Source organism: Nonomuraea sp. NPDC001699 (assembly GCF_053596455.1).
In genome coordinates this window covers 137,036-163,196 of record NZ_JBSFGF010000009.1, presented here as the reverse complement: position 1 = coordinate 163,196, position 26,161 = coordinate 137,036, and the positions used below count along the sequence as shown (strand labels likewise).

Sequence of the window (26,161 nt, the reverse complement as noted above, 5' to 3'; positions counted from 1 at the left end):
AGACGATGACGATCGCGGGCAGCGCGGACGTCGTGATGGTCCGGCAGGTCGTACGGACCCTCGCGATCGAGGCGGGGTTGTCCCTCGTCGACCAGACCAAGATCGTCACTGCGGCCAGTGAGCTGGCCCGCAACGCGCTCGTCTACGCCGGCGGCGGCGACGTGCGCATCGACCTCGTCGAGAACGGCAGGAAACGCGGCCTCAAGCTGATCTTCAGCGACGAGGGCCCCGGCATCCCCGACCTCGACAAGGCGCTCACCGACGGTTTCACCACCGGCGGCGGGATGGGCCTCGGCCTCGGCGGCTCGCGCCGGCTGGTCGACGAGTTCGACCTGATCTCCGCCCCCGGCGAGGGCACGACCGTGACGGTGACCAAGTGGGCCAGGTGACCCCGGCCTGGGTGCGCGCCGAGGACCCGAGCGCCGTCGGCGCCGTCCGGCGGCAGGCGGTCGCGCTGGCCGAGGTGGCCGGCTTCGACACCACCCGCACCGGGCAGATCGCCGTGGCCGTCAGCGAGGCCGTGTCCAACCTGGTCAAGCACGCCGTGGAGGGCGTCGTCCTGGTCCGGCCGCACCCCGAGGCCCCGCTCGGGGTGGAACTCGTCGCGGTGGACAAGGGCCCCGGCATGGCCGACGTGGCCCGCGCCCTGCGCGACGGCTACTCCACCTCCGGCACGCTCGGCATCGGCATGGGCGCGATCGCCCGCATCGCCACCGGATACGACGTTCACTCGGTGCCCGGTATGGGCACTGTGCTCGTCATGCATTTCACCGCTGAGGGCACGCCCGGCCCGCCGTTGCGCGCCAGCGGCCTGACCCGGCCGATCGGCGACGAGGTGAGCTGCGGGGACGGCTACGCCATCGCCGAGAACGGAGAGACGACGACGGTGCTGCTGTGCGACGGGCTGGGCCACGGCCACATCGCCGCCGTCGCCGCGGAGACCGCCGTCGAGCTGTTCGCGCAGGTCAACGACCAGGAGCCGCTGTCGATCCTGGAACACCTGCACCGCGGGCTGCACGGGACCCGCGGCGGCGCCGTCGCGGTGGCGAGGGTCGGGCCGGACACCGTCACCTACGCCGGGCTCGGCAACGTCTCCGGCTGGGTGGCCGACGCGACCGGCCGGCAGGGCATGATCTCGCTGCCCGGCATCGCCGGCCACCAGGGACGCACCCTGCGCCAGTACGAGTACCGCATCGCCCCGTACGCCACCGTCGTCATGCACTCCGACGGCCTGACCGACCGATGGGACCCCGGGAACGTGCCGGGGCTGTTCGCGCGCACCCCCGCGGTCATCGCGGCGGGCCTGCTGCGCGAGGCCGGCAGCAGGCGTGACGACGCCTGCGTGGTGACGGTGAGGCCCGGCAATGGCGGGAACTGAGCTCGTCAGGATCGGCCTCGACACCGACCAGGACGTCTTCGTCCTGCGCCGGCTCGGCCGGGCCGCCGCCGAGCTGGTCGGGCTGGAGTCGCAGGACCAGACCAGGGTCGCCACCGCCCTCAGCGAGGTGGGCAGGGAGGCGTTCGGCAAGGGCGCCGCCGCCGTGATCACGCTCGGCCGCGACGTGCTGCTGATCACCATCCGGCACACCAGGCCATCCGGTTTGGACCGCTCCGAAGGCGTGACACTGGCCGGTCGGCTCGTGGACGACATCACCCTCGGCGACGGCCACGTCACGATCACCAAGCGGCTGCGGCCACGGGCGGCCGCCGTCCCGCTGGAGTCCATCCGCGCCGCCCTCGCCAAGCTGGCCCCGGTCAGCGCGCTGGAGGAGCTGCGCGAGCAGAACAGGGAGCTCGCCGAGACCCTGGAGGACGTGCTGCGGCTCAACTCCGAGCTGCAGGAGACCAACACCGGCGTGCTGGCCATGTACAACCAGCTCTCGGCCGAGCTGGAGGAGACCAACAGGGGAGTCGTCGCCCTGTACGCCGAGCTGGACGAGAAGTCCACCCAGCTCCGCGAGACGATCGAGGCGCGCAACCGCTTCTGGGCCACCGTCAGCCACGAGCTGCGCACCCCCCTGAACTCCGTCATCGGCCTGGTCCGGCTGCTGACCGGCCAGGGGGGCGAGCCGCTGACCGAGGAGCAGACCCACCAGATCGGGCTGATCGGCGACTCGGCGCAGACGCTGCTCGAACTCGTCAGCGAGCTGCTCGACATGGCCAAGGCCGAGTCCGGCCGCCTGGATCCCCAGCCCACGCTGGTCAACCTGTCCCGGATGGCCGGGCAGCTGCACGTCACCATGCGTCCCACCAGCGAGCGCGCCGGGGTGACGCTGAGTCACGAGATCGCTCCGGAGGCCACCGAGCTGTACGCCGACGAGAGCATGTTGATCAGAATTCTGCGTAATTTGCTCTCGAACGCGCTCAAATTCACGCAAAGCGGGCAGATAGTGCTGGCCGCGCATGCCGACGAAGCCAATGGCGAGATCGTCATCACGGTCACCGACAGCGGCATCGGCATCTCGGAGGAACATTTGAGGCGCGTGTTCGAGGACTTCTACCAGGTTCCCGGATCGCTGCAGGTCAGGGCGAGGGGCACCGGCCTCGGCCTCCCGTACGCGCGCAGGCTCGCCGAGGCGCTGGGCGGCACGCTGGAGCTCACCAGCACCCAGGGCGAGGGCACCGTCGCCACCCTGCGGCTGCCGCACCAGATCGGCACGCCCGAGCTGGAACGCGTGCTGATCGCCGACGACGACGAGGTGTTCCGCGCCAGTGCCCGCCGCATGCTCTACGGCTTCACCGTCCACGTGGACGAGGCCGCCGACGGCGCCGCCGCGCTCGACGTCATGGCCGCCTCCCCGCCCGACGTGATCCTCGTCGACCTGCTCATGCCCCGCGTCGACGGCAACGTCCTGCTGCACCAGATGGCCGAGGACGAGCGGCTGAGCGGCATCCCCGTCGTCATCGTGACCATCGCTCCGCAGCACGCCCCCGGCAATCGGCCGGTACTGTCCAAGCACGGGCTGCGCAGGGAACACCTCCTGCAGGCCATCCGCAGCGCCCGCCAGGGCGAGAACGGCGGTGCTGGAGAGGACCAGGATGTCTGAGTCCGCACGCGTGCTGGTGGTGGACGACACGCCCACCAAGCGCTACATCCTGTCGAGCTGGCTGCGCCGCTCCGGGCACCAGGTGCTGGAGGCGAGAGGCGGCGAGGAGGCACTCGGCATGCTCGCCGCCAACCAGATCGACCTGGTCGTCCTCGACGTCCGCCTGCCCGACATCGGCGGCTACGAGGTCTGCGAGCTGATCAAGGCCAACCCGGCCACCGCCTCCATCCCCGTCATCCAGGTGTCGGCCAACGCGATCACCCCCGCCGACCGCACCGAGGGCCTGGAACGCGGCGCCGACGCCTACCTGAGCGAGCCCATCGAGCCCACCGAGTTCGCCGCCACCGTCGAGGCCATGCTGCGTTACTACCGGGCGCGCTGGCGGGCCGAGCTGATGGCCGAACGCCTGGCCAAGCTGGCCGAGGTGACCCTGCGGATGAACGAGGCCGAGACGTTCGACGAGCTGCTGACCGTGGCCGTGGAGGGCACGGCCGAGGTGCTCGGCCGCTACTGCGGCACGCTCGCCGTGCTGCCCGACGGGCGGCTGCGGCGCTACCGTGCCCGGCCCGGCGAGCCCGCCGCCGCCCAGGCCGCCGCCCCCGACGTGCTGGACCGCCTGTCGAAGCTGGCGCTCAAGGACGCCGCCAGGGCCCGGGTGTTCACCCTGGACAGCACCGAGTGGCAGGGCCTGCTGCCCGACGTGCGCGCCGAGGGCTCCACCACCGGCGTGCTCTGCCGTACCAAGAACTCCCCGTCGCCGGTCTACCTCGGGGTCGAGGCCGTCTCGCCGCTCGACGCCGACGAGGTCAACCTGCTGCGCCAGCTCGGCCAGGAGCTGGCGCTGGCCCTGGGCGCGCTGCGCGCCTACACCGAGGAGCACGACATCGCGCTGACCCTGCAGCGCAGCCTGCTGCCCAGCCGCATCCCCGAGGTGCCGGGCCTGCAGGTCGCGCTGCGCTACCAGCCCGCCGTGGACAACGTCGAGGTCGGCGGCGACTTCTACGAGGTGCTGCAGGTCGACGGACGCGTGCTGGTCGCCGTCGGCGACGTGGAGGGCCACTCCCTGCACGCCGCGACCGTCATGGCCGAGGTGCGCCACGCCCTGCGCGCCTCGCTCATCGCCCAGGTGGACCTGAGCGCCTCCCTCGACCTGCTCAACCAGATGATGCGGCGCTACCACCGGGGCCTGACCGCCACCGTGTGCCTGATGCTCATCGACCCGGCCACCGGCGAGATCGAGCTGGCCAACGCCGGGCACATGCCGCCGCTGTTCGCCGGGCCCGGCAGCTCCTACCACACCCTGGGGAACCTGCTGCTCGGCGCGGTGCCCGAGCGGTACCAGGTGGACCGGCTCAAACTGCCGCCCGGCGGCACGATGATGTTGTTCACCGACGGGCTGCTGGAGGACCGGCACGTCCTGCTCGACGACAGCATGGAGAAGGCCAGGCAGCTCGCCGAGACCGTCGAGGACGACCTGGAGGACTTCGCCGAGCGCATGCTGGCGGCGTTCGGGGCGCGCGAGGACGACGTGGCGCTGGTCGTCGTCCGCCGCACGCCCGACGCGGACTCCGCCGGAACCTGACCGCGCAGTCCCGGCGGCCTCTTGGGGGCCTCCTGGGGGCGCGTCAGCGGGTGTAGCGGTGCTTGGCTCCCGGCGGGAAGTACTCGGCGTCCCCGGCCTCGCGCAATCGGATGAACGGCATCTGCTGCGCCACCGGCACGTAGTTCGCGAACTCGCTGTTCAGCCGCAAAAGCTGGGCCAGGATCGAGGCGCCCACCGCCTGGGCGACCTCGTCGGAGGGCTTCTCGCCGGGCATCAGCTCCACCGTGACCGTCAGATGCCGGTCGTGGTCGGCGTCCTCCGCCACCTCCATCACGAACTTGCCCGTCACCGACCCGCTGACCTCGGGCTGCTCCAGCCCCACCGCGATGTTCTCGGGGTAGACGTTCGCGCCGTAGTAGGACAGCGTGAAGTGGCTGCGGCCGAACACGTAGACGAACGGGTGGCGCGGGCCGGAGGCGGCGGCCCTGAAACCGTGCCGCTCGGCGAACTCCAGCATGCGCTCGTACGGGATCACCCCGCCCTCGTCGGCGATGTGGTACCGGATCAGGGGGACGCCGTTGTCGCCGGAGAACAGCAGCGTGCCCTCGTGCTCCTCGAAGAAGCGCACCCGAGGGTCGTACTGCACCAGGGTCGGCAGGCGGGACTCCCCGAACAACTTCCTGGCCGTGTCCGGACGTCCGGCCAGGAATCGGCGCAGCTCGACCGAGAGCGGGGTCTCGTTGCCGAGCACCCCGGCGTCGGCGGTGCCGTACAGGGAGGCGATCCCGCGCACGGGGTCGGCGATCCCGGCCCGTTCGGCCACCAGCGTGCGCCACTCCTCGCTGAACACCTCGCCCGCCGTGACCAGCTTGACGTTCCAGTCGGCCCAGGGGAGCGGCTCGGTGTCGATGACGTTCTTCAGGAACGGCGGATAGCCCAGCAGGACCACCTGGTCGAAGTGCGGCGCCAGCTCCGGCAGCACCCGGGCGATCTCCCTGCGGTCGGTGCCCGGCGCGACGACGGTGATCGGGTAGCCGCGCTCGGCCAGGTGACGGCAGCACTCGATGGTGAACAGGCCGCCCACCCAGGTGCCGAGGGCGAAGCAGACCACGGCCAGCGTACGGCGTTCGCGGGCGTCGAAGGAGTCCCGGAAGACCTCCTCGAAACGGGCGGCGATCACTCGCTCGTCGGCGACCGAACGCGGCCAGAACGACGGCGTACCCGTCGAACCGGACGACACGGCGATCATGTCCCCGATCACGCCGTCCCGGCAGAGGTCGGGGAGGGGGTGACGGCGGATGTAGGCGTCCTTGGACGTCATCGGCAGCCGCCTGAAGTGCTCCGGAGCGGTCACGCTCGCGGGCTCGACCCCGTGCTCGGCCAGGAACGAGCGATAGGCCGGCACGGTCGCGGCCACCTGATGAAAGAGCTCAAGGGGATCCATGGGGTACGCGCGGCCGTCCGCCCAGAACCCCGGCCCTGAACGCCCACCACGCCTCCTCCCTCCACTGATTGATCGTCTCCACCCCCATGGTGACACCACCCTCTACGCCCCACACCCCTCCACCCCCCGCCCCCTCCGCGCTCGGCACTGCCGGTTGCAGCTGAAGCTGTCGGTGTTCAGGGTGAGCTGTCGGATTCCGCCTTCGGCTCCGATCTTGGTGAGGGAATGCTCAGCCATGACGGCGCGGGGACAGAGAGTTCACGGAATTCCTGCGCGCGGCGTTCGACTTCGCCGGCGACGTGGCGCACGACCTCGCCCACAGCGTGATCAACATGCTGGAGGGCGCGGAGCTGTCGGCGCAGGTGTCCCAGAGCGAGGCGCCGCTGGAGATCGCCGGCAGGCACCTCGCACGGCTCATCGACGCCTACCGATGAGCTGAGCCGGCTTACGGCTGTCGCGCCGGCTTCCTGAGCACCTCGGTGAGGGCCGAGATGTTCTGATCGCCGTAGCCCGCCTCGACCGCCCGCCTCACCAGGTCATGGAGCGGGGCGAGCCAGGTCGTGTCGACGTTCGTCTCCCTGGCCAGGTCCTCGTTGTGGGCCGCCGCCGCCAGGAACAGGTTCACCGAGGAGGCGGCGTCGGTGTAGTCGCCGCTGTCGATCTCCTTGGCGTAGATCGGCAGCAGGGACTTGATCATGTCCAGCCACTTGCCGGCGAAGCGCACCATCGTGTTCACCTCCAGCCCGCGCGCCTGGACCGCGGCGGCGCCCTGGAAGAAGCCGACGAGTGCCGGCAGCAGCATGGCGCCCACCGCCATCTCGTACAGCGCGGCCAGGTCGGCCTCGTCGCCGAGGTGGACGGTGTCGCCACCCAGCACCTTCAGGGTCGTCTCGAACTCCTCGAAGACCGCCTTGGCGCCGCTGTAGTACAGCAGGGTGTCCGGCGCTCCCACGGCCGAGGGCACGTTCTTGACCGCGCCGGCCAGGACCCGGGCGCCATGGCCGATGGCCCAGGCGGCCGTCTCTCGGGCGCCGGCCGGGGAACCGCTGTTGAGGGTGACCAGGGCTCGTCCGCGCAGCGACGCGCCGGCGGGCCGCAGTGCCACCCGGGTGTCCTCGAAGGTGGTCAGGCAGGTGATGACCAAGGGACTTGCCGCCACCGCGTCCTCAATGGCCTCCGCATGTCTGGCGCCCATGGCGATGAGGGGCGCGGCTTTGGCGGCGGTCCTGTTCCAGACGGTGGTCGGGTGTCCGGCCTTGACGAAGGCCTCGGCCAGTGCTGTGCCCATGGAGCCCAGTCCGATGACGGTCACAGGTGTCAGGTTCTTCGCGGTCATTTGCATGCTCCAGCCACAGAGATGAGGAGATGGGCGCGCTGTAGTGGAGACCGTTGTGGTCTGGCGCGGGCCTGTTTCCATGCTGGCTGGAGCGCCTGCATTCTCTCAAGTACCTACATTTTTGCCGGGTACTGACATAAATGTAAGCATAGGTCGGTGAAGGAGACGAAGAAGCGGACGTTCACCTGCGGTCTCGACGCCGCCATCGCTGTCATGGGAGGCAAGTGGAAGGGACTGATCCTTTTCGCGCTCCAGGATGGTCCCCTGCGCTTCGGGGAGTTGCGGCGCGCGGTGCCTGGCATCAGCGAGCGGGTGCTGATCCTGCAGTTGCGGGAGATGCAGACCGCCGGGCTGCTGCATCGCGAGGTCTATCACCAGGTCCCGCCGAAGGTGGAGTACTCGCTCACCGAGTTCGGTCATTCACTGAACACCGCGATGGCGCCGCTCGGGGAGTGGGGCGAGGAGCACGTCGAGCGCATCGAGGCCATTCCGTGGGACCAGGTGGGGTGAACGTGAGCGGATGGATCGGCAGGCCTCATCACCCCCTGCTTCACACTCCCGCCGCCCGCCCCTCTCCCCTCCGCGCCCGCGTGCGCCCACTTCCGCGCCATGGACCTTCGCGTTCGCGCACACCTGTCTTCGCGCAGCTCCGCCTCGACGTGCGCATGCGTTGGCATCCCGCGTCAGCGCCCGCTCGCGGGGCCTGCCGTACCCTGTGCCCGCCGTACCCCCGCCCGTGGGGCGCTGTACGGCCGGTGTCGCTCGGCGGCTTCCGTCCGCAAGGGGCGGTGGGGTTACTCGCCTGGGCGGACGAGGCCGGTCTCGTAGGCGAAGACGATGGCCTGGGCGCGGTCGCGCAGCCCGAGTTTCGTCAGCACCCGCCCCACATGCGTCTTGACCGTCTGCTCGGCCACGAACAGCTTCTGGGCGATCTCCTGGTTGGACATGGCCTGGGCGACCAGGATGAGCACCTCGGTCTCGCGCTCGGTCAGCTCCTCCGGCCGCCGGCCCGACGGCGGACGGGGACCGCCCAGCCGGGCGAACTCGTGGATCAGCCGCTTGGTGATGGCCGGCGCGATGAGCGCGTCGCCGGCCGCGACCACGCGGACGGCCTCCGCGAGCTGGGCCGCCGACGCGTCCTTGAGGAGGAAGCCGCTGGCGCCCGCCCGCAGCGCCTCGTAGACGTAGTCGTCGAGGTCGAACGTGGTCAGGATGAGCACCTTCGACGCCGGGCACGCCGCCAGCAACTCCCGGGTCGCCTCCAGTCCGTTCATGACCGGCATGCGCACGTCCATCAGCACCACGTCGGGGCTCAGCGCGACGGCCCGCGTCACCGCCTCGCGGCCGTCGGCGGCCTCGCCCACGACCTCGATGTCCGGCTGGCCGCTCAGGAACACGGTGAACCCCGTGCGGACCATCCCCTGGTCGTCGGCGATCAGCACGCGGATCACGCGGCACCCTCCCTCTTCCCGATCGGCGACCCGATCGCTGACTTGATCGGCGACTCGGTCGGCGGTTCGATCGGCAGCTCGGCGCTCACCTGGTAGCCGCCGCCCCGCGCGGGCCCGGCGTCGAGCGTGCCGCCGAGCAGCGCCGCGCGTTCGCGCATGCCGGCCAGCCCCTGCCCGGCTCCGGGAGCGGCGGCGGGGGACCGGCCGGGGCCGTTGGCGACGCGCAGGCGCAGCGTGCCGTCGTCGTGGGTGATCTCCACGGTGACGCTCGACCCCGGCGCGTGCCGCATCGCGTTGCTGAGCGACTCCTGGACGATCCGGTACGCCGACAACCCCACCGCCTGCGGCAGCGGCCCGATCGGCCGCCGCAGGCCGACCTCCACGGTCAGCCCCGCGTTGCGGGCGTTGCCCACCAGCTCCTCCAGCCGGTCGAGGCCGGGTTGCGGCGCGGTGTCGGTGCGGCCGTCGGGGTCGCGCAGCACGCCGAGGACCTGGCGCAGCTCGGTGATGGCCTCCAGGGACAGCGCGCGGATCTCGGCCAGCCCGGCCTCCAGCTGCGACGGGTCGCCCGCGGCCCTCAGCGGCACGGCCTCCGCCTGGATGGCGATCACCGACATGTGGTGGGCCACCACGTCGTGCAGCTCGCGGGCGATGCGGGCGCGCTCCTCCAGCACCGCGTGCGCGCCCTCGGCCTGCCGGGTGCGCCGCTCCTCCTCGATGAGCCTGGCCGTGGCGTTGCGCCGGGCGCGGACGTTGTAGCCGAACAGCAGGACGATCCCGGCCGCGCCCGCCACCACGGGCGCCGAGTCGGCGTCGACGGCCAGGCACAGCAGGACCGTGATGATCCCGGCCCCCAGCGTGATGCGCCGCTCGCAGCGCACGCCCACGGAGTAGAGCGCCAGCAGGTACGCCAGCCCCACCGTCATCGGGTAGGGGGCGTAGCCTTCGTCCCGCCCGATCGTGACCTGGGCGCAGACGGCGACGGGGGTCAGCACGACCGCCGCCCGCCAGGCCGCCAGCGGCCACCGGTTGCGCAACGCCACGGGCAGGCCGGCGGCCAGGGCCGCGAGCACGACGACGCCGCCCCAGAGCGGCAGGGGAGCGCCCGGCGTGGCGGCGGCCTGCTCGTTCCAGTCCGTGACCGTGGACAGCGTGACGCCGAACAGCTCAACGGCGATCAGCAGCTCGGCCACCTGCAGCAGGCTGAACGTCTGGACCGGGACCAGCGGCGCCAGCCACCGCGGCACCGGCATCCGCAGCCACCGGGAACGGGGCCGCGGCGGAGGATCGGCGCTGCCCGTGAGCAGCGCGAGCGTGAACGGCCGCAGCACGGCCGCCGACACCCGGCCCAGCGCGATCACGAACCGCACGGCCGCCCCTCCGGACGATGCCGCGGGCTCACCGGGCGGGCCGCCGGGAGCCGGGGACGCGCCGGCGCGCGCGTCGCCCGGGAGGGCGGGAGGCGCGGAGCGGCGGTCACGGTGATTCACCTGGTCAAGGATACGGACGGCCGGGCGGCACGGCATCAGACCCAGGTTTGATAGCGGTGTCACTCTCAGGTATCGCTTACATCATTACGATCGCCGTGAGCGAACATCGGCAAGGTTGGGAACAACAGCGCGCTCTGATGAATTGAGTCGGTATAACTCAACCCTTTGGAGTTCGTATGAGTGAGAGCTTGATCCTCCCGGTGCTGCCGCTCGACGACGAGGTCGTCCTGCCGGGCATGGTGGTTCCGCTGGACCTGTCCGACTCCGAGGTGCGTGCTGCGATCGACGCGGCCCGCGCGTCCGGTGGTAACAAGCCGCGGGTCCTCCTCGTTCCCCGGATCGACGGCCGTTACGGCGCCGTCGGCGTCCAGGCCGTGGTCGAGCAGGTCGGGAGGCTGCCCGGCGGTGAGCCCGCCGCCGTGGTCCGCGGTGTCGACCGCGTCCGCGTGGGCACCGGCACCACCGGCCCCGGCGCCGCACTCTGGGTCGAGGCGGACACGGTCGACACGGTTCCGGCCGGCGAGCGCGCCCAGGAGCTGGCCAAGGAGTACAAGGCCCTGGCCACCACCATCCTGCAGAAGCGCGGCGCCTGGCAGGTCGTCGACCAGGTCAACCAGATCGACGACCCCTCCGTGCTGGCCGACAGCTCCGGCTACACCCCGTGGCTGACCACCGCCCAGAAGGTCGAGCTGCTGGAGGCCGCCGACCCGGCCGACCGCCTGGCCAGGCTGATCGAGTGGTCCCGCGAGCACCTCGCCGAGCTCGACGTCGCCGAGACGATCCGCAAGGACGTCCAGGAGGGCATGGAGAAGCAGCAGCGCGAGTTCCTGCTGCGCCAGCAGCTCGCCGCCGTCCGCAAGGAGCTGAAGGAGCTCAACGGCGACACGGCCGAGAGCGAGGAAGAGGACTACCGGGCCCGCGTCGAGGCCGCCGACCTGCCGGAGAAGGTGCGCGAGGCCGCGCTCAAGGAGGTCGACAAGCTGGAGCGGACCTCCGACCAGTCGCCGGAGGGCGGCTGGATCCGCACCTGGCTCGACACGGTGCTCGACATCCCGTGGAACGAGCGTACCGAGGACAACTACGACATCGCGGGCGCGCGGGCCGTGCTCGACGCCGACCACACGGGCCTCGACGACGTCAAGGACCGCATCATCGAGCACCTGGCCGTGCGCAAGCGCCGCCAGGACAAGGGCGTCGGCGTGGTGGGCGGCCGGCGCAGCGGCGCCGTCCTGGCCCTCGCCGGCCCTCCCGGGGTCGGCAAGACGTCGCTGGGCGAGTCGGTGGCCCGCGCCATGGGCCGCAAGTTCGTCCGGGTCGCCCTCGGCGGCGTGCGCGACGAGGCCGAGATCCGCGGACACCGGCGCACCTACGTCGGCGCCCTGCCGGGCCGCGTCGTCCGGGCCATCCGCGAGGCCGGCTCGATGAACCCGGTCGTCCTGCTCGACGAGGTCGACAAGGTCGGCGCCGACTACCGCGGCGACCCCACGGCGGCGCTGCTGGAGGTGCTCGACCCGGCCCAGAACCACACCTTCCGCGACCACTACCTGGAGGTCGAGCTCGACCTGTCCGACGTGCTGTTCCTGGCCACGGCCAACGTGCTGGAGGCCATCCCCGGCCCGCTCCTCGACCGCATGGAGGTCGTCACCCTCGACGGCTACACCGAGGACGAGAAGGTCTCGATCGCCCGCGACCACCTGCTGCCCCGGCAGCTGGAGCTCGCCGGGCTGACCCCCGAGGAGGTCAAGGTCGACGACGCCGCGCTGCGGCGGCTGGCCGGCGAGTACACCCGCGAGGCCGGGGTCCGCTCGCTGGAGCGGGCGGTCGCCCGGATCCTGCGCAAGGTGGCGGCCAAGGACGAGCTGCCCGTCACGGTCGGCGCCGACGACCTGGTCGGCTACATCGGCCGGCCGCGGTTCGTGCCGGAGTCGTCGCTGCCCGAGTCCACCCAGCGCACCTCGGTGCCGGGCGTGGCCACGGGCCTGGCGGTGACCGGGGCCGGCGGCGACGTGCTCTACGTGGAGGCGTCGCTGGCCGACCCGGAGACCGGCGAGACCGGCCTGACCCTGACCGGCCAGCTCGGCGACGTGATGAAGGAGTCGGCCCGGATCGCGCTGTCCTACCTGCGCTCGCACGGCGCGGAGCTGGAGCTGCCGGTCACCGCGCTGAAGGACCGGTCGGTGCACGTGCACTTCCCGGCGGGCGCCGTCCCCAAGGACGGTCCCTCGGCGGGCGTGACGCTGACGACCGCGCTGGCCTCGCTGCTGTCCGGCCGCCAGGTCCGCTCCGACGTGGCCATGACCGGTGAGATCTCGCTGACCGGGCGGGTCCTGCCGATCGGCGGCGTCAAGCAGAAGCTGCTGGCCGCCCACCGGGCGGGCATCACCACGGTGCTCATTCCGGCGCGCAACGAGCCCGACCTGGACGACGTGCCCGAGGAGGTCCGCAACGAGCTGACCATCCACGCGGTCAGCGACGTGCGCGAGGTGCTCGACATCGCGCTCACCCCGGCCGAGGTCGCCACCACGGTCGCGGCCTGACCCCGGCCCGCTCCCTCCGACACCGCCCCGCCGCACCCGGTTCCTTCCGGGGGCGGCGGGGCGGTCCCATGTGCGGGAGGTGGAGCGGCGCCTCAGTCTGCGACCAGCAGCGTCTCCAGCTCCTCCAGCAGCGCCACGACCCGGGCGGCCCGCTCGGGGTCGTCGCCCACCGCCGCCCGCACCGCCTCCGCCACCGGCCTGGCCGCCCGGCGGTGGACCGCGTTCAGCGCCGGCTCCGTGACCGTGACCTGGGTGCGCCGCCCGTCGTCCGGGTCGGGCGCGGTCCGGACGAGGCCCCGCTCGCGCATCCTGGCCACCGACGCCGACACGTGGCTCTGGACGAAGCCCGTCCTGGCCTGGATCTCGCCGACGGTGCTGCCCGGGTGGCGCAGCGCGTCCTCGAAGACGGCCTCCTCGCCGGGGGTGAGGGGCGGGCCCTTGGTCTCGCCGGCCGCCGTCTTCGACAGCTCCACGAGCCGCCGTCCGAGCCTTCGCATCCGTGCCACGTTCATGGTCGCCGATTGTATCGCTGGAGATGTATCGTCAGCGATATGAATGGGGTGGCGAGGACGGCGGTGGGCGCGGCGTGGTTGCGGGCGCGCGAGAGCGAGCGGCCCGACCGGCTGTTCGACGACCCGTACGCGGCGGCCTTCGTGGCGGCGGCCGAGACCGAGCGGGCGAATGCGGGGCGGAGGAGCGGGGCCGCTGACTTCTTCGGTGACCACCTGGTGTTCAGGACCAGGTTCTTCGACGACTACCTGACCGAGTCCGGCTGCGGCCAGGTCGTGCTGGTGGCCGCCGGGCTCGACAGCCGCGCCTGCCGGCTCGACTGGCCGCCCGGCGTGCGGCTGTTCGAGCTCGACCTGCCCGAACTGCTGGCGTTCAAGGACGGCGTGCTGCGCGGGCTGGGCGCGACGGCGCGGTGCGAGCGCGTCCCGGTGCCGGTGGACCTGCGCGAGGACTGGCAGGGAAGCCTGCGCGCGGCCGGGTTCGACCCGGCGCGGCCGACGGCCTGGCTGGCCGAGGGCCTGCTGATCTACCTGAGCCCGGCCGAGGCCGCACGGCTGCTCGACGGCATCGGCGCGCTGTCGGCGGCGGGCAGCGGGCTGGCCTTCGAGCACGACCCGGCCGCCTCCGCCGCACTGGCCGAACGGGCGCGGACGATGCCCGAGCTGCGCCGGATCGCCACGCTGTGGAAGGGCGGCCTGGGCGAGGACGCCGTCGCCCGGCTGAACGCCCGCGGCTGGCGGGCGCGTACCGTCGACGCGTCCGCCCTGGCCGTCCGCTACGGCCGCCGCGCCCCGGGCGGCGCCTTCCTCACCGCCACCCGCAGTGACGCAGATCACCACAATTCCCCGGAATAGGAGTATGTAAAAGCGGTGTTAGCAACGGCGTGAACGAGGCATACGCGAACGACCACCGCGCCCACCGGGACGCCATGTGTTGTCGCCTGCGTATGGGGCGAATGCCGGCCCGTTAGAGACCAGATCCCGCCCGTTCTCCTCGAAGGTCACCATGATCCACACCTTTTGCTTCGTGCTGCGCAGGCTGAGTCACCTGCCGTTCCCTCCGGGCAGCCACTAGATCCCACCGTTTCGACGGTGATGTTCGTGTCAGGAAGCGGCCCGCCACCGGCCGCTCTCAGTCGTGGGGAATTTTTCGTGATCCAGGCTTCCGGCCTGCGCAAGCAGTACGGCCAGACCGTCGCGCTCGACGGCGTCGACCTGCATGTGCGCGAGGGCGAGATCTACGGCGTGCTCGGCCAGAGCGGCGCCGGCAAGAGCACGCTGCTGCGCTGCGTCAACCTGCTCGAACGCCCCACCGCGGGCACGGTCACCGTCGCCGGGCAGGACCTGACCGCGCTGCCCGGCCGCGAGCTCAACCGCGCCAGGCAGCGCATCGGCATGATCCACCAGCATTTCGCGCTGCTGTCCTCGCGCACGGTGGCCGGCAACGTCGCCTTCCCGCTGGAGGTCATGGGCGTGCCCAGGGCCGAACGGCAGCGGCGCGTGGCCGAGCTGCTCGAACTCGTCGGCCTCCAGGGACGCGGCGGCGACCGCCCCCACCAGCTCTCCGGCGGCCAGAAGCAGCGCGTCGGCATCGCCAGGGCGCTGGCGGGCAACCCGTCGGTGCTGCTGTCGGACGAGGCCACCTCCGCGCTCGACCCGGCCACCACCCAGTCGATCCTCGCCCTGCTCAAGCGGCTCAACGCCGAGCTCGGCCTGACGATCCTGCTCATCACCCACGAGATGAACGTGGTCAAGAGCGTCTGCGACTCGGTCGCCATCATGTCCGGCGGACGCGTCGAGGAGTCGGGCGCGATCGCCGACCTCATCAGGACCCCCGGATCCCGTCTGACCAAGGAGATCTTCCCGCTGCCCGAGCCCGCCCCGGCCGGCGCGGTCACGCTCACCTTCACCGGCGACCCGGGCCGCCCGCTGGTCTCGGAGATGGTGCGCAAGTTCGACGTGGACGTCAACATCCTCGGCGGCTCGATCGAGGACCTGGCCGGCGGCTCGGTCGGGCGCCTGCGGGTGTCGCTGACCGGCGCGGAGTCGTCCTCGGCGCTGTCGTTCCTGCGGGCTTCCGGGCTGATCGTCGAAGTCGCGGGGGAGGCCGCATGACCTGGGAAGAGATCGTTCCGCTGCTGTGGCCGGCCACCTGGGAGACCGCCCAGATGGTGGGGTGGGCCACGCTGTTCACCGTGCTGTTCGGGCTGCCGCTCGGCGTGGCACTGGTGGCCTTCGACCGGGACGGGCTGCGTCCGCTGCCCGCGTTGAAGTCCGCGCTGGGGATCGTCGTCAACGTCGGGCGGTCGCTGCCGTTCATCGTGCTGATGATCGCGATCATCCCGTTCACCCGGTTCGTCATCGGCACCACGATCGGCACCGCGGCCGTGGTGGTGCCGCTGACCGTGGGGGCCGTGCCGTTCTTCGCCCGGCTGGTCGAGACGGCGTTGCGCGAGGTCGGCACCGACGTCGTGCAGGCGGCGCAGGCCATGGGCGCGAGCCGGACCGCCGTCGTGCGCAAGGTCCTGCTGCCCGAGGCGCTGCCGGGCCTGGTGTCGGGGCTGACCGTCACGATCGTCGCGCTCATCGGGTACTCGGCCATGGCCGGCACCGTCGGCGGCGGCGGGCTCGGGGACCTGGCCGTGCGCTACGGCTACCAGCGGTTCGAGACGCTCGTGATGATCGTGACCGTCGTCCTGCTCATCGTCATCGTGCAAATTCTGCAGAGTCTGGGCGACTGGGTCGCTCGGCGCATTTCACATAAGTAAGGAAAAAACATGAAGATCCGTTCGATCTTGGGTGCTGCCGCGCTGTCCCTGTTGCTCGCCGCATGCGGTACGTCGCAGTCCGCGACCAGCACCCCCGCCGCCGAGTCGGCCGACACGGTGCTGAAGGTGGGCGCGAGCCCCGTCCCGCACGGCGAGATCCTGAAGTTCGTCAAGGACAACCTGGCCCCGGCCGCCGGGCTGAAGCTGGAGATCGTCGAGTTCACCGACTACGTCCAGCCGAACGTGCAGCTCGACGAGGGCCAGCTGAACGCCAACTTCTTCCAGCACAAGCCCTACCTGGACGACTTCAACGCCTCCAAGGGCACCAAGCTGAGCTTCGTCACCCCGGTGCACCTGGAGCCGCTCGGCCTGTACTCCAAGAAGATCACCTCGCTGTCGGCGCTGGCCGACGGGGCCACCGTGGCCGTCCCCAACGACGCCACCAACCTCGGCCGCTCGCTCAAGCTGCTCGCCGACAACGGCCTGGTCAAGCTCAAGGACGGCGCGGGCACCGCGGCCACCGAGCGCGACGTCACGGACAACCCGAAGAAGCTGCAGTTCAAGCCCCTTGAGGCGGCCCAGCTCCCGCGCGCGCTGGACGACGTGGACGCCGCGGTGATCAACGGCAACTACGCCATCGAGGCCGGGCTCAAGCCGGCGAGCCAGGCGCTCGTGCTGGAGAAGACCGAGGGCAACCCGTACGTCAACGGGCTGGTCGTGCAGGCCGGCCACGAGAAGGACGCCGGCATCGTCACCCTCGGCAAGCTGCTGCAGGACCCGAAGGTCAAGGACTTCATCAAGCAGAAGTACGAGGGCTCGGTGATCCCCGCCGAGTGACCTCCGGCGTCGATCGGCGCCGAAGCCGCGGCCCTCCACCGGGGAGCCGCGGCTTCGGCGTGCCCTAGCGCCGCCGCCGACGGACCGAATACTGTTCTAATATGTACCCGGGAGCCATCGCAGCCGTCACCCCCGACAAGCCCGCTGTGATCATGGCGGGCTCCGGGCAGGTCCTCACCTACCGCGAGCTCGAAGAGGAGTCCAACCGCCTGGCCCACGCCTTCCGCGAGGCCGGGCTCAAGCCCGGCGACCACGTCGCCTTCATGCTCGCCAACCACCCGCTCTTCCTGGCCGTCGCCTGGGCCGCGCACCGCGCGGGCCTGTACTACACGCCGATCAGCTCCCGCCTGCGGACCGACGAGCTCGCCTACATCGTGGACAACTGCGGCGCCCGGGTCTTCATCTCCAGCGCGGACCTGGCCGAGGTGGCCACCTCGATCACCGCCGCCACGCCGGGCGTGGAGCTGCGGCTCATGCTCGACGGCGTCGCCGAGGGTTTCGTCTCCTACGAGGAGACCGTGGCCGGCCGCCCGGTCACCCCGATCGCCGACGAGTGCCAGGGCGCCGACATGCTCTACTCCTCCGGCACGACCGGCCGTCCGAAGGGCGTCAAGGTGGCCGCCTCGCTGGCCCCGCTGACCGAGTCGAACACGCTGGTCCGGCTCATCCAGGGGCTGTTCGCGCCGTCGGCGGACAGCGTCTACCTCTCGCCCGCGCCGCTGTACCACGCCGCGCCGCTGCGCTACTGCCTGTCCTTCCAGCGGCTCGGCGCCACGGTGGTGGTGATGGAGCGCTTCGACCCCGAGGAGTACCTGCGGCTGGTCGAGCGGTACGGGGTGACGCACTCGCAGCTCGTGCCGACGATGTTCATCAAGATGCTCAAGCTGCCCGAAGAAACCCGGAAGAAGTACGACCTGTCGTCGCTGGTCTGTGCCATCCACGCCGCCGCGCCGTGTCCCGTGCCGGTCAAGGAGCAGATGATCGACTGGTGGGGCCCGGTGATCCACGAGTACTACGCGGGCACCGAGGGCAACGGCTTCCTCTACGTCGGCTCCCAGGACTGGCTGGCGCACAGGGGCACGGTCGGCCGTTCGCTGCTCGGCGTCGTGCACATCTGCGACGAGGAGGGCGAGGACCTGCCGCCCGGCGAGCACGGCACGGTCTACTTCGAGAACGGCGCCCGCTTCGAGTACCACGGCGACCCCGACAAGACCCGCTCGGCGCAGGACCCGAAGGGCCGCGGCTGGACCACCCTCGGCGACATCGGCTACCTCGACGCCGACGGCTTCCTGTACCTCACGGACCGCCGCTCGTACATGATCATCTCCGGTGGGGTGAACATCTACCCGCAGGAGGCCGAGAACGTGCTCGCGGTCCATCCCAAGGTGGCCGATGTGGCCGTGTTCGGCGTACCGGACGAGGAGATGGGGGAGCAGGTCAAGGCCGTGGTCCAGCCGATGACGGCGGCCGAGGCGGGACCGGCGCTGGAGGCGGAGCTGATCGCGTACTGCCGGGACCGCCTGGCGCACTACAAGTGCCCGAAGTCGGTCGACTTCCGCGACGAGCTCCCACGCCACCCGACCGGCAAACTCTACAAGCGCCTCCTGAGGGACGAATACTGGCCCGCCCGCACCTGACCACCCCCTGCGACGGGCCGATACGCACGTATTTCACCTTTTTTTGCCCGTTCTCGGCGCGGCGGCATGGCCTGCGAGCAGCGCAGATAAGGCGTGAGTGAGTCGTCTCACAGAGTTCCGATCAACGCCTTAACCAGCTCTTACGCCGTCCTTGGCACCCTTGAGCCATAGGGACTTGAGGGAGATGACAGATGGACGCGAACGAGCCTCGCGAGCAGGGCACCGGTGGTTGGAGCCAGTTCGGCGCCACGCCACCGGCCGCCGGGGGCTTCCCCCGGCGGGACACGATCGTCATGGAGCAGCCGCCTCCTCCTCCGCCGTCCGCCCTGGTCAAGGCGCGCTTCAGCGCCGGGCAGAAGGCCGTCGCGGGCCTGGCGCTGGCCGCGATGGCCATCGGCGGCGGGGTCGTGGGAGCGGCCGTCGCCACCGCCTTCCAGCCGCAGCCGCAGCAGGTGGTCAGCGCGCCCAGCCCGGTGCTGCGGTCGGCCTCCAACCAGCTCTCCACCGCTGAGGTGGCCGAGCGGGTGCAGCCGTCGGTGGTCATGATCCAGGGGCAGACGGGCGAGGGTTCGGGGGTCGTGCTCTCCGAGGACGGTCTCATCCTCACCAACAACCACGTGGTCGTCGGCGCCTCGCAGGGCGGGGGGCAGATGACGGTCAAGTTCAGCGACGGCAGGACGGCCAAGGCCAGCGTCGTGGGCACCGACCCGGCCACCGACCTCGCGGTCATCAAGGCCCAGGACGTCTCGGGGCTGACCAAGGTCACGCTGGGCGACAGCGACCAGCTCAAGGTCGGCGACGACGTGCTGGCCATCGGCAGCCCGCTCGGCCTGGACGGATCGGTCACCCGGGGCATCATCAGCGCCCTGAACCGTACCCTCAACCTGGGCGGCGAGCAGCGCCAGCAGCTTCCGCCCGGTTTCGGCGGCGAGCAGCAGCAGCAGAGCCAGGCGCCGAGCGCCACCATCGGCGACGTCATCCAGACCGACGCCGCCATCAACCCCGGCAACTCCGGCGGCGCGCTGGTGAACGCGGCCGGTGCCCTCGTCGGCATCAACACCGCCATCGCCTCCGACGCGGCCGGCGGCGGCGTCGGATTCGCGATCCCCGTCAACACCGCCAAGCAGGTCGCCGAGCAGCTCATCAAGAGCGGCAAGGTCAGCCACGCCTTCCTCGGCGTGAGCGTCACCGACGCCACCGGCGACGTGCCCGGCGCGCTTATCCGTCAGGTGACCGCGGAAAGCCCGGCTGCCAAGGCCGGGCTGAAGGAGGGGGACCTGATCACCAAGATTGGGGACACACCTGTTGACTCAGGCGATACCGTTGTTGGACAGGTCAGAGGTTTCAAACCGGGCCAACAGGTCAAGATCACATATATGAGGGGCGGACAGTCCGGCGAGGTCACCGTCACCCTCCAAGAGAAGAAGTAAACACCAGGACCCCCTCCCGGAGACGGGTGTGCCGTTGAGATCGCTGCGGACTCGGCGGCACACCCCCCCCATCAGGCGAAACGGCGGCCCTCGTCACGGCGGTAGGCCCACGTGGCGGCGGCCGCCGCGAGCACCGTCCAGACGCCCAGCATGATGAGCGCGATCCCGTCCGGCCGCGCCCCCGCGATGGCCGCCCAGATCAGCTCGGCCGCGCCCCTGGACGGCACGTACGGCGAGATGGTCTCCACGATGTCCGGCAGGATCTGCGGCGGCAGGATCAGCCCGCCCACGATCGCCACGGGGAAGAAGACGATCTGGGCCACCGCGAGCGCCGCCTTCGACGGCAGCGTCAGGCCGAGGAACAGCCCGATCAGCATGAACGGCACCCCCGCGCCGACCAGCGCCGCCAGCCCCAGGGCCAGCCGCACCGGCGTGATGACCGCCTCCGTCAGCAGCGCCGCCACCACCAGCACCGGGACCACCGACAGCAGCATGAGGACCACCGTCGACAACATCCGCCCGGCCAGGCGCGGGAACGGCCCGGCGGGCAGCGTGCGCGTGTAGGGGTCCCACGGCTGCTCGCGGTCCTGGGAGACCGAGGCGCTGAGCCCGATCACCGCCGAGGACATGGCGCCGAAGAACATCAGCGCCCCCGTCGCCGTCGTCGCCGCCGCCGGGTCACCGCCCGCGAACGGCACCACGAACGCCAGCATCGAGATGGCCGGGAACATGGAGCTGGCCAGGATCCCGATGGGCACCCTGAACTGCTCGACGAGCTGCAGCCGGGTGTGGGCCGCGATCAGGCTAGACATTCGCGTCCTCCTTGGAAGCGGTCGAGGGGTCCGAGGTGGCGGTGATGGTGAGGAAGGCCTCCTCCAGCGTGGTCGGCCTGACCTCCAGCCCCGAGAACGGCGTGCCGCTGCGCACCAGCTCGACCACCAGCCGGTCGGGATCGGTGGTCAGCAGGCTGATCCGGCCGTCCTGGCGTTCGGTGCTGAGCACGCCGGGCAGCTCGGGCAGGTCCTCGGCGTCGAGCGAGACGCGCCGCACCCCCACCATGTCGCGCACGGCCCGTACGGTGTCGTCGGCCAGCACCCGCCCCTGGCCGACCACGACCACGCGCTGGGCCAGCGCCTCGATCTCCTCCAGGTAGTGGCTGGTCAGGACGACCGTGCCGCCTTCGGCGTGGAAGGCCTGGATGCCGTCCCAGAGCGTGCGCCTGGCCTCGACGTCGAGGCCGGTCGTCGGCTCGTCCAGGAACACCAGGCGCGGCCGGCCGGCGAAGGCCAGCGCCACGGCCAGACGCCGCTTCTGCCCGCCGGACAGCCCGCCCACCTGGCGCTTGACCAGGTCGCTCAGGCCGAAGCGGTCGAGCAGCTCGTCCTTGCCGAGCGCGTCGGGGAAGTGGGCGCGCACGAAGTCGGTGATCTCGCCGACCCGCAGCGACTCCGGCAGGCCGGTCTCCTGCGGAGTCACGCCGATGCCGCGGCGCGTCACCGGGTCCTGGGGCGAGCCGCCGAACAGCTCGACCGTGCCGGAGGTCGGGCGGCGCAGCCCGACGAACAGGTTGATCAGGGTGGACTTGCCCGCCCCGTTCGGGCCGAGCAGGCCGACCAGCTCGCCCGCCCGGATGTCGAGTGAGACGCGGTCGAGCGCGAGCACGTCCCCGTAGCGGCGGGTGACCTCCACCGTTCTGGCGAGGGCCGTCATGGGGTTCCTCCAGCGTTGTCGAGCAAGGCGCGGATCGCCTTGGTGTAGTCCTCGAAGGCCAGCCGTCCGCGCTGGGTGAGCGCGACGTACGTGACGGGGGTGCGGCCCTTGTGGGTCTTGGTGATGCGGACGTAACCGGCGTCCTCCAGCTTGGTCAGATGCACCGAGAGGTTGCCGGCCGTCATCCCGAGCAGGTCCTTCAGCGAGGGGAAGGCGATCTCGTCGCGCCCGCCGAGGGTGTTGAGCGTGGCGACCACCCGCAGCCGGGCCTGCGCGTGGATGACCGGGTCGAGCTCGGGGACGCCCCCGCCCTGGCTCACGTCCGCCGCCGCAGCACGATCCCGGTCACGATGTAGCCGCCGCCGGTCAGCACGGCCGTCAGCAGCGCGTGCCAGCCGGCCCCGAGCATGACGCCCACCCCGTTGACGACCGCCGTCCACACGCCGACGAAGAACATCGGCCAGTACGTCCAGATCGCGCCGCCGGCCATGTAGAGCAGGGCGACGAGCATCATGAAGCCGCCGCCCCACAGCAGGCCGCTCTCGGTGGCGGAGAGCTGGGGGCTCAGGCGGACGGCGAGCACCGTCATGGAGATCATGCCGGCCATCCAGGCGTAGCCGTACATCATGCCCTTGGCCGAGGTCTCGCCGCGGACCTGCGCCCCCATCTTCACCATGCCGAAGACGGCGATCGCCCCGGCCAGCGACATGCCCGCGAACAGCACCGTGAGCGCCAGCGGGCGGGAGATCGGCGCGTAGGGCACGCCGTCGAGGCCGTAGTGCAGGAACAGCGCCGTGAAGCCGAGCAGCCAGGCCACGCCCCAGGGCACGTAGAGCAGCACGGGGTCGCCGTGCAGGCGCCTGACCGTGGCGGTCCGCTGCTGCTCGATCAGCCGCAGCGTCTCCTCCGGAGTACGCGCGTGATCGTCGTCCACCATGCCAGCCCCTCTTATCCGCAAACAGGTTTGTATCTTAAACCTGATGACGGCGCAAACTCTACAGCAGGGCGGGCGGGACGGCTACCGCCTGGTCAGGGCCTCGGACTCCCACAGGTCGCGGTAATAGCCGGGCACGGCCACCAGCTCGTCGTGCCGCCCGCGCTGGACGACGCGGCCCTCGTCGAGCACCACGACCTCGTCGACGGACTCCAGGCCCTTGAGCCGGTGGGTCACCAGCACGGTGGTGCGGTCCCGGATGACGTCCAGCAGGTCGGCCATCAGGCGGTCGGCGGTCTCCTCGTCGAGCGCCTCGGCGGGCTCGTCCAGCAGCAGGACGGGCGGGTCGTACAGCAGCGCCCTGGCCAGGGCCAGGCGCTGGAGCTGGCCGCCGGAGACGGTCCTGCCGTCCTCGCCGAGCTCGGCGTCCCAGCCGGTGCGCTCGACCCACGGGCCGAGCCTGGCCTCCCGTACGGCCGCCGCCAGCCGCTCGTCATCGGCGTCCGGCCCGGCCAGGCGCAGGTTGTCGCGCAGCGTGGTGCGGAAGATGTACGGGTCCTGGGTGAGCCCGGTCATCAGCGTGCGGACGTCGTCGCCGGACAGGTCGCGCAGGTCGGCCCCGTTGACGCGGACGCTTCCCGACTCGGGCTCGACCAGGCGCATCAGCGCGGCCAGCAACGTGCTCTTGCCCGCGCCGCTCGGGCCCACGATCGCCACCCGGCGGCCCGGCGTGAGGCGCAGGGAGACGCCGTCGAGGGCCGGCCTGGTGGCGCCGGGGTGGCGTACGACGAGGCCCTCGACCTCGACCGTCAGGGGAGCGGACGGCACGGGCGCGGGCGCGGCGGGCTCGGTGACGGCCGGGGCGGCGGCGCGGACCTCGCGCAGCCGCCGGATCGCGGCGGTGATCCCGGCCATGCGCTCACCCGCCGCGGCCAGCGGCAGCACCGGCTCGAACGACACCAGTGCGGTCAGCGCGAGCACCGCCGTGGCGACCGAGCCGGCGCCCGCGCCCTGGGCGAGCAGCACGATGGCCGCCACCGTCAGGCCCTGGGCCAGCGTGCCGACCGCCAGGGCGGCGGCGTGCACGCGCGACTGGCGGCGCTCCAGCGCGGCCAGCGACTCGTCGGCGACCAGCGCGCCGGACAGCGCCCGCTCACCCGCGCCGTAGGCGGCCAGGTCGGCCGAGCCGTGCACGAGGTCGGCCACGCGGGCCGCGAGCGCGGCCCTGGCCGGGGCGATCCGCGCCGACCAGCGGCGCGCGGCGGCGGCGGTCGCTGCGGGCAGCAGCACGCCCGCCACCACCAGCCCGGCCACCAGCACCAGCGCGGTCACCGGCAGCACGAACAGCCCGATGACGACCGCGGCCAGGCCGGTCAGGAGGGCGGCGGCGGCCGGGAGCAGCGCGCGGACCAGCAGGTCCTGGACGGCCTCGGTGTCGTCCACCATGCGGCTGAGCAGGTCGGCGCCGCCGTGGCGGGGGCGCTGGGGCGGGACGAGCGCCTCGTAGAGCCGCTCGCGGGTGCCGGCCTGGGCGCGCAGGGCCACGTCGTGGCCGGTGAGCCGTTCGGCGTAGCGGAAGACGCCCTTGCCGGTCGCGAACGCCCTGGTAGCCACGATGGCCACGCTCAACGCGGCCAGGGACGGCTGCTGCGCGGCCCGGGTGATCAGCCAGGCGGCGGCCGCGATCAGCCCCAGCCCGGCCAGGTCGGCGGCCGCCCCGGCCAGCACGGCCCAGGCCAGCCGGGTGCCCATGCGCCGGTTCATCGCGCGCTCCCCTCGGGAAGGGGGGCCACGCCCTGCGGCTCCCTGTGATCGTCGCCTCCTGGGCGGGCCGGACGGTCGCGGGTGGTGTCGGAGACGACGCGGCCCTCGTGCACCCGGACGATCCGGTCGGCCAGGTCGATCATCGCGGGCCGGTGCGCGACGATGACGGCGGTCCGCCCCCGCGCCAGCTCGGCCGTGGCGGCCACGACGGCGGCCTCGCTGCGGCCGTCGAGGCGGGCGGTGGGCTCGTCGAGCAGCAGCGCCGTGGCGCCGGGGCGGCAGAAGCCCCGGGCCAGCGCCACGCGCTGCCGCTGGCCCGCCGACAGGTTCGCGCCGCGCTCGCCGACGACGGTGTCGAACCCCTCGGGCAGGCCGTCCACGAAATCGGCGTGCGCGGCGGCCGCGGCCCGGCGGACCTCCTCCAGGGTGGCGCCGGGCGCGCCGAGCCGGATGTTGTCGGCCACGGAGGTGGTGAACAGGTGGGGGCGCTGCGGCACGTACGCCAGGGCCGCCCGCCAGCTGTCCAGGTCCAGCTCGGTCAGGTCGGCACCGTCGACCAGGACGCGCCCCTCGGACGGGCGCAGGAAGCCGAGGACCAGGTGCAGCAGCGTGCTCTTGCCGCCGCCGCTCTCGCCGACCAGCGCCACCCGCTCGCCGGACGCGATGGTGAGCGTCACGTTCTCCAGGGCGGCCTCGTCGCGGCCGGGGTAGCGGACGGTCACGTTCTCCAGGCGGATCTCCGGCGCGCCGTGCCCGGCGTACGGGCGGGTCGCGCCGGGCGGGTCGCCGGCGGCGTCGTCCAGGACGGCGAAGGCCGCGTCGGCGGCGGCCACCCCCTCCATGGAGGCGTGGAACCGGGTCCCCATGGCCCGCAGCGGCAGGTATGCCTCGGGCGCCAGCAGCAGCACCAGCAGCGCCGTCGTCAGGTCCAGCGACCCGCCGAGCAGCCGCAGCCCGATCGGCACCGCCACCAGCGCCAGCGACAACGACGCGCACAGCTCCAGCACCAGCGACGACAGGAACGCCACCCGCAACGTGCGCATGGTCGCGCTCCGGTGGGCGTCGGCGACCTGCCGGATGACCGTCGCCTGGTAGCGGGCCCGCCCGAAGGCGCGCAGCGTGGGCAGCCCGCGCACGACGTCGAGGAAGTGCCCGCCGAGCCGCGACAGGGCGTGGAACTGCCGCTCGGTGACGGCCTTGGTCGTCATGCCGACCAGCGCGCCGAAGACGGGGATCAGCGGCAGCGTGATCAGGACGATCACCGCGCTGCCCAGGTCGGCGGCGAACAACCGGACCAGCACGGCCACCGGCACCACGGCCGCCACCGCGATCGAGGGCAGGTAGCCGGTCAGGTAGGCGTCGAGGCCGTCCAGGCCCCGGCCGGTCAGCGTGACCAGCTCGCCCGACCGGTGACCGGTCAGCCTGGACGGGCCCAGCTCGCCCAGGCGGGCCAGCAGCCGGTGGCGCAACGCGGACTTCACCCCCGTCGCCGTGCGCCCGGCGAAGACGCCCTGCGTCCAGGCCAGCAGCGCCCGTACGCCCACGACGGCGGCCAGCGCGCCCAGCGCGGCGGCGGTGAACCGGCCGGACAGCACCCCGGCCAGCAACTCGGCCTGCGCGAGCACGAGCAGCCCGGCCAGCACGGCCGCGACCATGGTGACGGTCAGATGGCGGCGCACCGAGCGCTCGGCCCGCATGAGCCGCAGAAGATCCTTATGCACGTG

Annotated in this window: 24 protein-coding genes; 13 read left to right on the top strand and 11 right to left on the bottom strand. The window is 72.0% G+C overall.

Features of this window, described 5'->3' with window-relative positions:
• Positions 1-5 precede the first annotated feature (5 nt).
• Genes ACWCSU_RS27185 through ACWCSU_RS27170 form a run of 4 tightly spaced genes read left to right on the top strand, consistent with a single transcriptional unit; the run spans position 6 to position 4,629 of the window.
• On the top strand, positions 6-389 hold the full coding sequence (locus tag ACWCSU_RS27185) for an anti-sigma regulatory factor (RefSeq protein ID WP_449938888.1): 384 nt from the start codon (positions 6-8) through the stop codon (positions 387-389).
• A complete protein-coding gene (locus ACWCSU_RS27180) occupies positions 377-1,378 on the top strand; it encodes an anti-sigma regulatory factor (protein WP_357695776.1) in 1,002 nt (333 codons plus the stop codon). Before ACWCSU_RS27185 ends, ACWCSU_RS27180 begins: the two co-directional genes overlap by 13 nt.
• The gene (locus ACWCSU_RS27175; RefSeq protein ID WP_449938605.1) at positions 1,365-3,047 is read left to right on the top strand and encodes an ATP-binding response regulator; all 1,683 of its coding nucleotides are present in this window, start codon (positions 1,365-1,367) and stop codon (positions 3,045-3,047) included. The genes ACWCSU_RS27180 and ACWCSU_RS27175 overlap by 14 nt, the downstream gene beginning before the upstream one ends.
• Positions 3,040-4,629: a fused response regulator/phosphatase gene (locus ACWCSU_RS27170; RefSeq protein WP_357695780.1), complete on the top strand. Its 1,590-nt coding sequence runs from the start codon at positions 3,040-3,042 to the stop codon at positions 4,627-4,629. The genes ACWCSU_RS27175 and ACWCSU_RS27170 overlap by 8 nt, the downstream gene beginning before the upstream one ends.
• A 43-nt stretch (positions 4,630-4,672) precedes the next feature.
• On the opposite strand, the gene ACWCSU_RS27165 is transcribed toward ACWCSU_RS27170, so the two are convergent.
• A complete protein-coding gene (locus ACWCSU_RS27165) occupies positions 4,673-5,995 on the bottom strand; it encodes a phenylacetate--CoA ligase family protein (RefSeq protein ID WP_364094581.1) in 1,323 nt (440 codons plus the stop codon).
• A 308-nt stretch (positions 5,996-6,303) separates the two neighbouring features.
• Here ACWCSU_RS27165 and ACWCSU_RS27160 point away from each other — a divergent pair, with 308 nt between their 5' ends.
• Complete coding sequence (locus tag ACWCSU_RS27160) at positions 6,304-6,468, top strand: LmrA/YxaF family transcription factor (RefSeq protein WP_449938885.1); 165 nt, start codon at positions 6,304-6,306, stop codon at positions 6,466-6,468.
• A gap of 11 nt (positions 6,469-6,479) precedes the next feature.
• Here the strand turns inward: ACWCSU_RS27160 and ACWCSU_RS27155 are convergent, their stop codons facing one another.
• Positions 6,480-7,370 carry an NAD(P)-dependent oxidoreductase gene (locus tag ACWCSU_RS27155; RefSeq protein WP_449938602.1) on the bottom strand — a complete coding sequence of 297 codons (891 nt, stop codon included), beginning with the start codon at positions 7,368-7,370 and terminating at the stop codon, positions 6,480-6,482.
• A gap of 156 nt (positions 7,371-7,526) precedes the next feature.
• Between ACWCSU_RS27155 and ACWCSU_RS27150 the strand changes: the two genes are divergently transcribed.
• Positions 7,527-7,880 (top strand): winged helix-turn-helix transcriptional regulator, encoded by a 354-nt coding sequence (locus tag ACWCSU_RS27150; protein WP_352359473.1) that lies wholly within the window; start codon positions 7,527-7,529, stop codon positions 7,878-7,880.
• 284 nt (positions 7,881-8,164) lie between these two features.
• Here the strand turns inward: ACWCSU_RS27150 and ACWCSU_RS27145 are convergent, their stop codons facing one another.
• Together ACWCSU_RS27145 and ACWCSU_RS27140 are read right to left on the bottom strand one after the other, a co-directional pair.
• Positions 8,165-8,821, bottom strand: coding sequence for a response regulator transcription factor (locus tag ACWCSU_RS27145; protein WP_357695788.1), 657 nt, complete (start codon positions 8,819-8,821; stop codon positions 8,165-8,167).
• Positions 8,818-10,311, bottom strand: coding sequence for a sensor histidine kinase (locus tag ACWCSU_RS27140; RefSeq protein WP_449938599.1), 1,494 nt, complete (start codon positions 10,309-10,311; stop codon positions 8,818-8,820). Before ACWCSU_RS27140 ends, ACWCSU_RS27145 begins: the two co-directional genes overlap by 4 nt.
• Positions 10,312-10,487: 176 nt before the next feature.
• Here ACWCSU_RS27140 and lon point away from each other — a divergent pair, with 176 nt between their 5' ends.
• Positions 10,488-12,848, top strand: a complete 2,361-nt coding sequence (gene lon / locus ACWCSU_RS27135; protein WP_357695792.1) for an endopeptidase La — start codon at positions 10,488-10,490, stop codon at positions 12,846-12,848.
• A 92-nt stretch (positions 12,849-12,940) separates the two neighbouring features.
• Here the strand turns inward: lon and ACWCSU_RS27130 are convergent, their stop codons facing one another.
• Complete coding sequence (locus ACWCSU_RS27130) at positions 12,941-13,360, bottom strand: MarR family winged helix-turn-helix transcriptional regulator (protein WP_364094569.1); 420 nt, start codon at positions 13,358-13,360, stop codon at positions 12,941-12,943.
• A 39-nt stretch (positions 13,361-13,399) separates the two neighbouring features.
• Between ACWCSU_RS27130 and ACWCSU_RS27125 the strand changes: the two genes are divergently transcribed.
• From ACWCSU_RS27125 to ACWCSU_RS27100, 6 genes are all read left to right on the top strand, one after another.
• On the top strand, positions 13,400-14,212 hold the full coding sequence (locus tag ACWCSU_RS27125) for an SAM-dependent methyltransferase (RefSeq protein ID WP_449938597.1): 813 nt from the start codon (positions 13,400-13,402) through the stop codon (positions 14,210-14,212).
• Between the two features lie 297 nt (positions 14,213-14,509).
• Complete coding sequence (locus ACWCSU_RS27120; RefSeq protein ID WP_449938596.1) at positions 14,510-15,472, top strand: methionine ABC transporter ATP-binding protein; 963 nt, start codon at positions 14,510-14,512, stop codon at positions 15,470-15,472.
• Entirely contained in the window at positions 15,469-16,125 is a 657-nt protein-coding gene (locus tag ACWCSU_RS27115) for a methionine ABC transporter permease (RefSeq protein WP_364094562.1), read from the top strand. Before ACWCSU_RS27120 ends, ACWCSU_RS27115 begins: the two co-directional genes overlap by 4 nt.
• 9 nt (positions 16,126-16,134) lie before the next feature.
• A complete protein-coding gene (locus ACWCSU_RS27110; RefSeq protein ID WP_357695802.1) occupies positions 16,135-16,962 on the top strand; it encodes a MetQ/NlpA family ABC transporter substrate-binding protein in 828 nt (275 codons plus the stop codon).
• Positions 16,963-17,063: 101 nt separating this feature from the next.
• The gene (locus ACWCSU_RS27105; protein WP_449938593.1) at positions 17,064-18,599 is read left to right on the top strand and encodes an AMP-binding protein; all 1,536 of its coding nucleotides are present in this window, start codon (positions 17,064-17,066) and stop codon (positions 18,597-18,599) included.
• Between the two features lie 191 nt (positions 18,600-18,790).
• Positions 18,791-20,029, top strand: coding sequence for a S1C family serine protease (locus ACWCSU_RS27100; protein WP_357695806.1), 1,239 nt, complete (start codon positions 18,791-18,793; stop codon positions 20,027-20,029).
• 71 nt (positions 20,030-20,100) lie between these two features.
• On the opposite strand, the gene ACWCSU_RS27095 is transcribed toward ACWCSU_RS27100, so the two are convergent.
• The 6 genes from ACWCSU_RS27095 to cydD all read right to left on the bottom strand — a co-directional run bounded on the left by ACWCSU_RS27095 (position 20,101) and on the right by cydD (position 26,158).
• Entirely contained in the window at positions 20,101-20,841 is a 741-nt protein-coding gene (locus ACWCSU_RS27095; RefSeq protein ID WP_357695808.1) for an ABC transporter permease, read from the bottom strand.
• Positions 20,834-21,739: an ABC transporter ATP-binding protein gene (locus ACWCSU_RS27090; RefSeq protein WP_449938591.1), complete on the bottom strand. Its 906-nt coding sequence runs from the start codon at positions 21,737-21,739 to the stop codon at positions 20,834-20,836. The genes ACWCSU_RS27095 and ACWCSU_RS27090 overlap by 8 nt, the downstream gene beginning before the upstream one ends.
• On the bottom strand, positions 21,736-22,059 hold the full coding sequence (locus ACWCSU_RS27085; protein WP_449938589.1) for a winged helix-turn-helix domain-containing protein: 324 nt from the start codon (positions 22,057-22,059) through the stop codon (positions 21,736-21,738). Before ACWCSU_RS27085 ends, ACWCSU_RS27090 begins: the two co-directional genes overlap by 4 nt.
• Positions 22,056-22,676 (bottom strand): hypothetical protein, encoded by a 621-nt coding sequence (locus tag ACWCSU_RS27080; RefSeq protein WP_449938587.1) that lies wholly within the window; start codon positions 22,674-22,676, stop codon positions 22,056-22,058. The genes ACWCSU_RS27085 and ACWCSU_RS27080 overlap by 4 nt, the downstream gene beginning before the upstream one ends.
• 81 nt (positions 22,677-22,757) lie before the next feature.
• The gene (gene cydC / locus ACWCSU_RS27075) at positions 22,758-24,437 is read right to left on the bottom strand and encodes a thiol reductant ABC exporter subunit CydC (protein ID WP_449938585.1); all 1,680 of its coding nucleotides are present in this window, start codon (positions 24,435-24,437) and stop codon (positions 22,758-22,760) included.
• Positions 24,434-26,158 (bottom strand): thiol reductant ABC exporter subunit CydD, encoded by a 1,725-nt coding sequence (cydD, locus tag ACWCSU_RS27070; RefSeq protein ID WP_449938583.1) that lies wholly within the window; start codon positions 26,156-26,158, stop codon positions 24,434-24,436. Before cydD ends, cydC begins: the two co-directional genes overlap by 4 nt.
• Positions 26,159-26,161 lie beyond the last annotated feature (3 nt).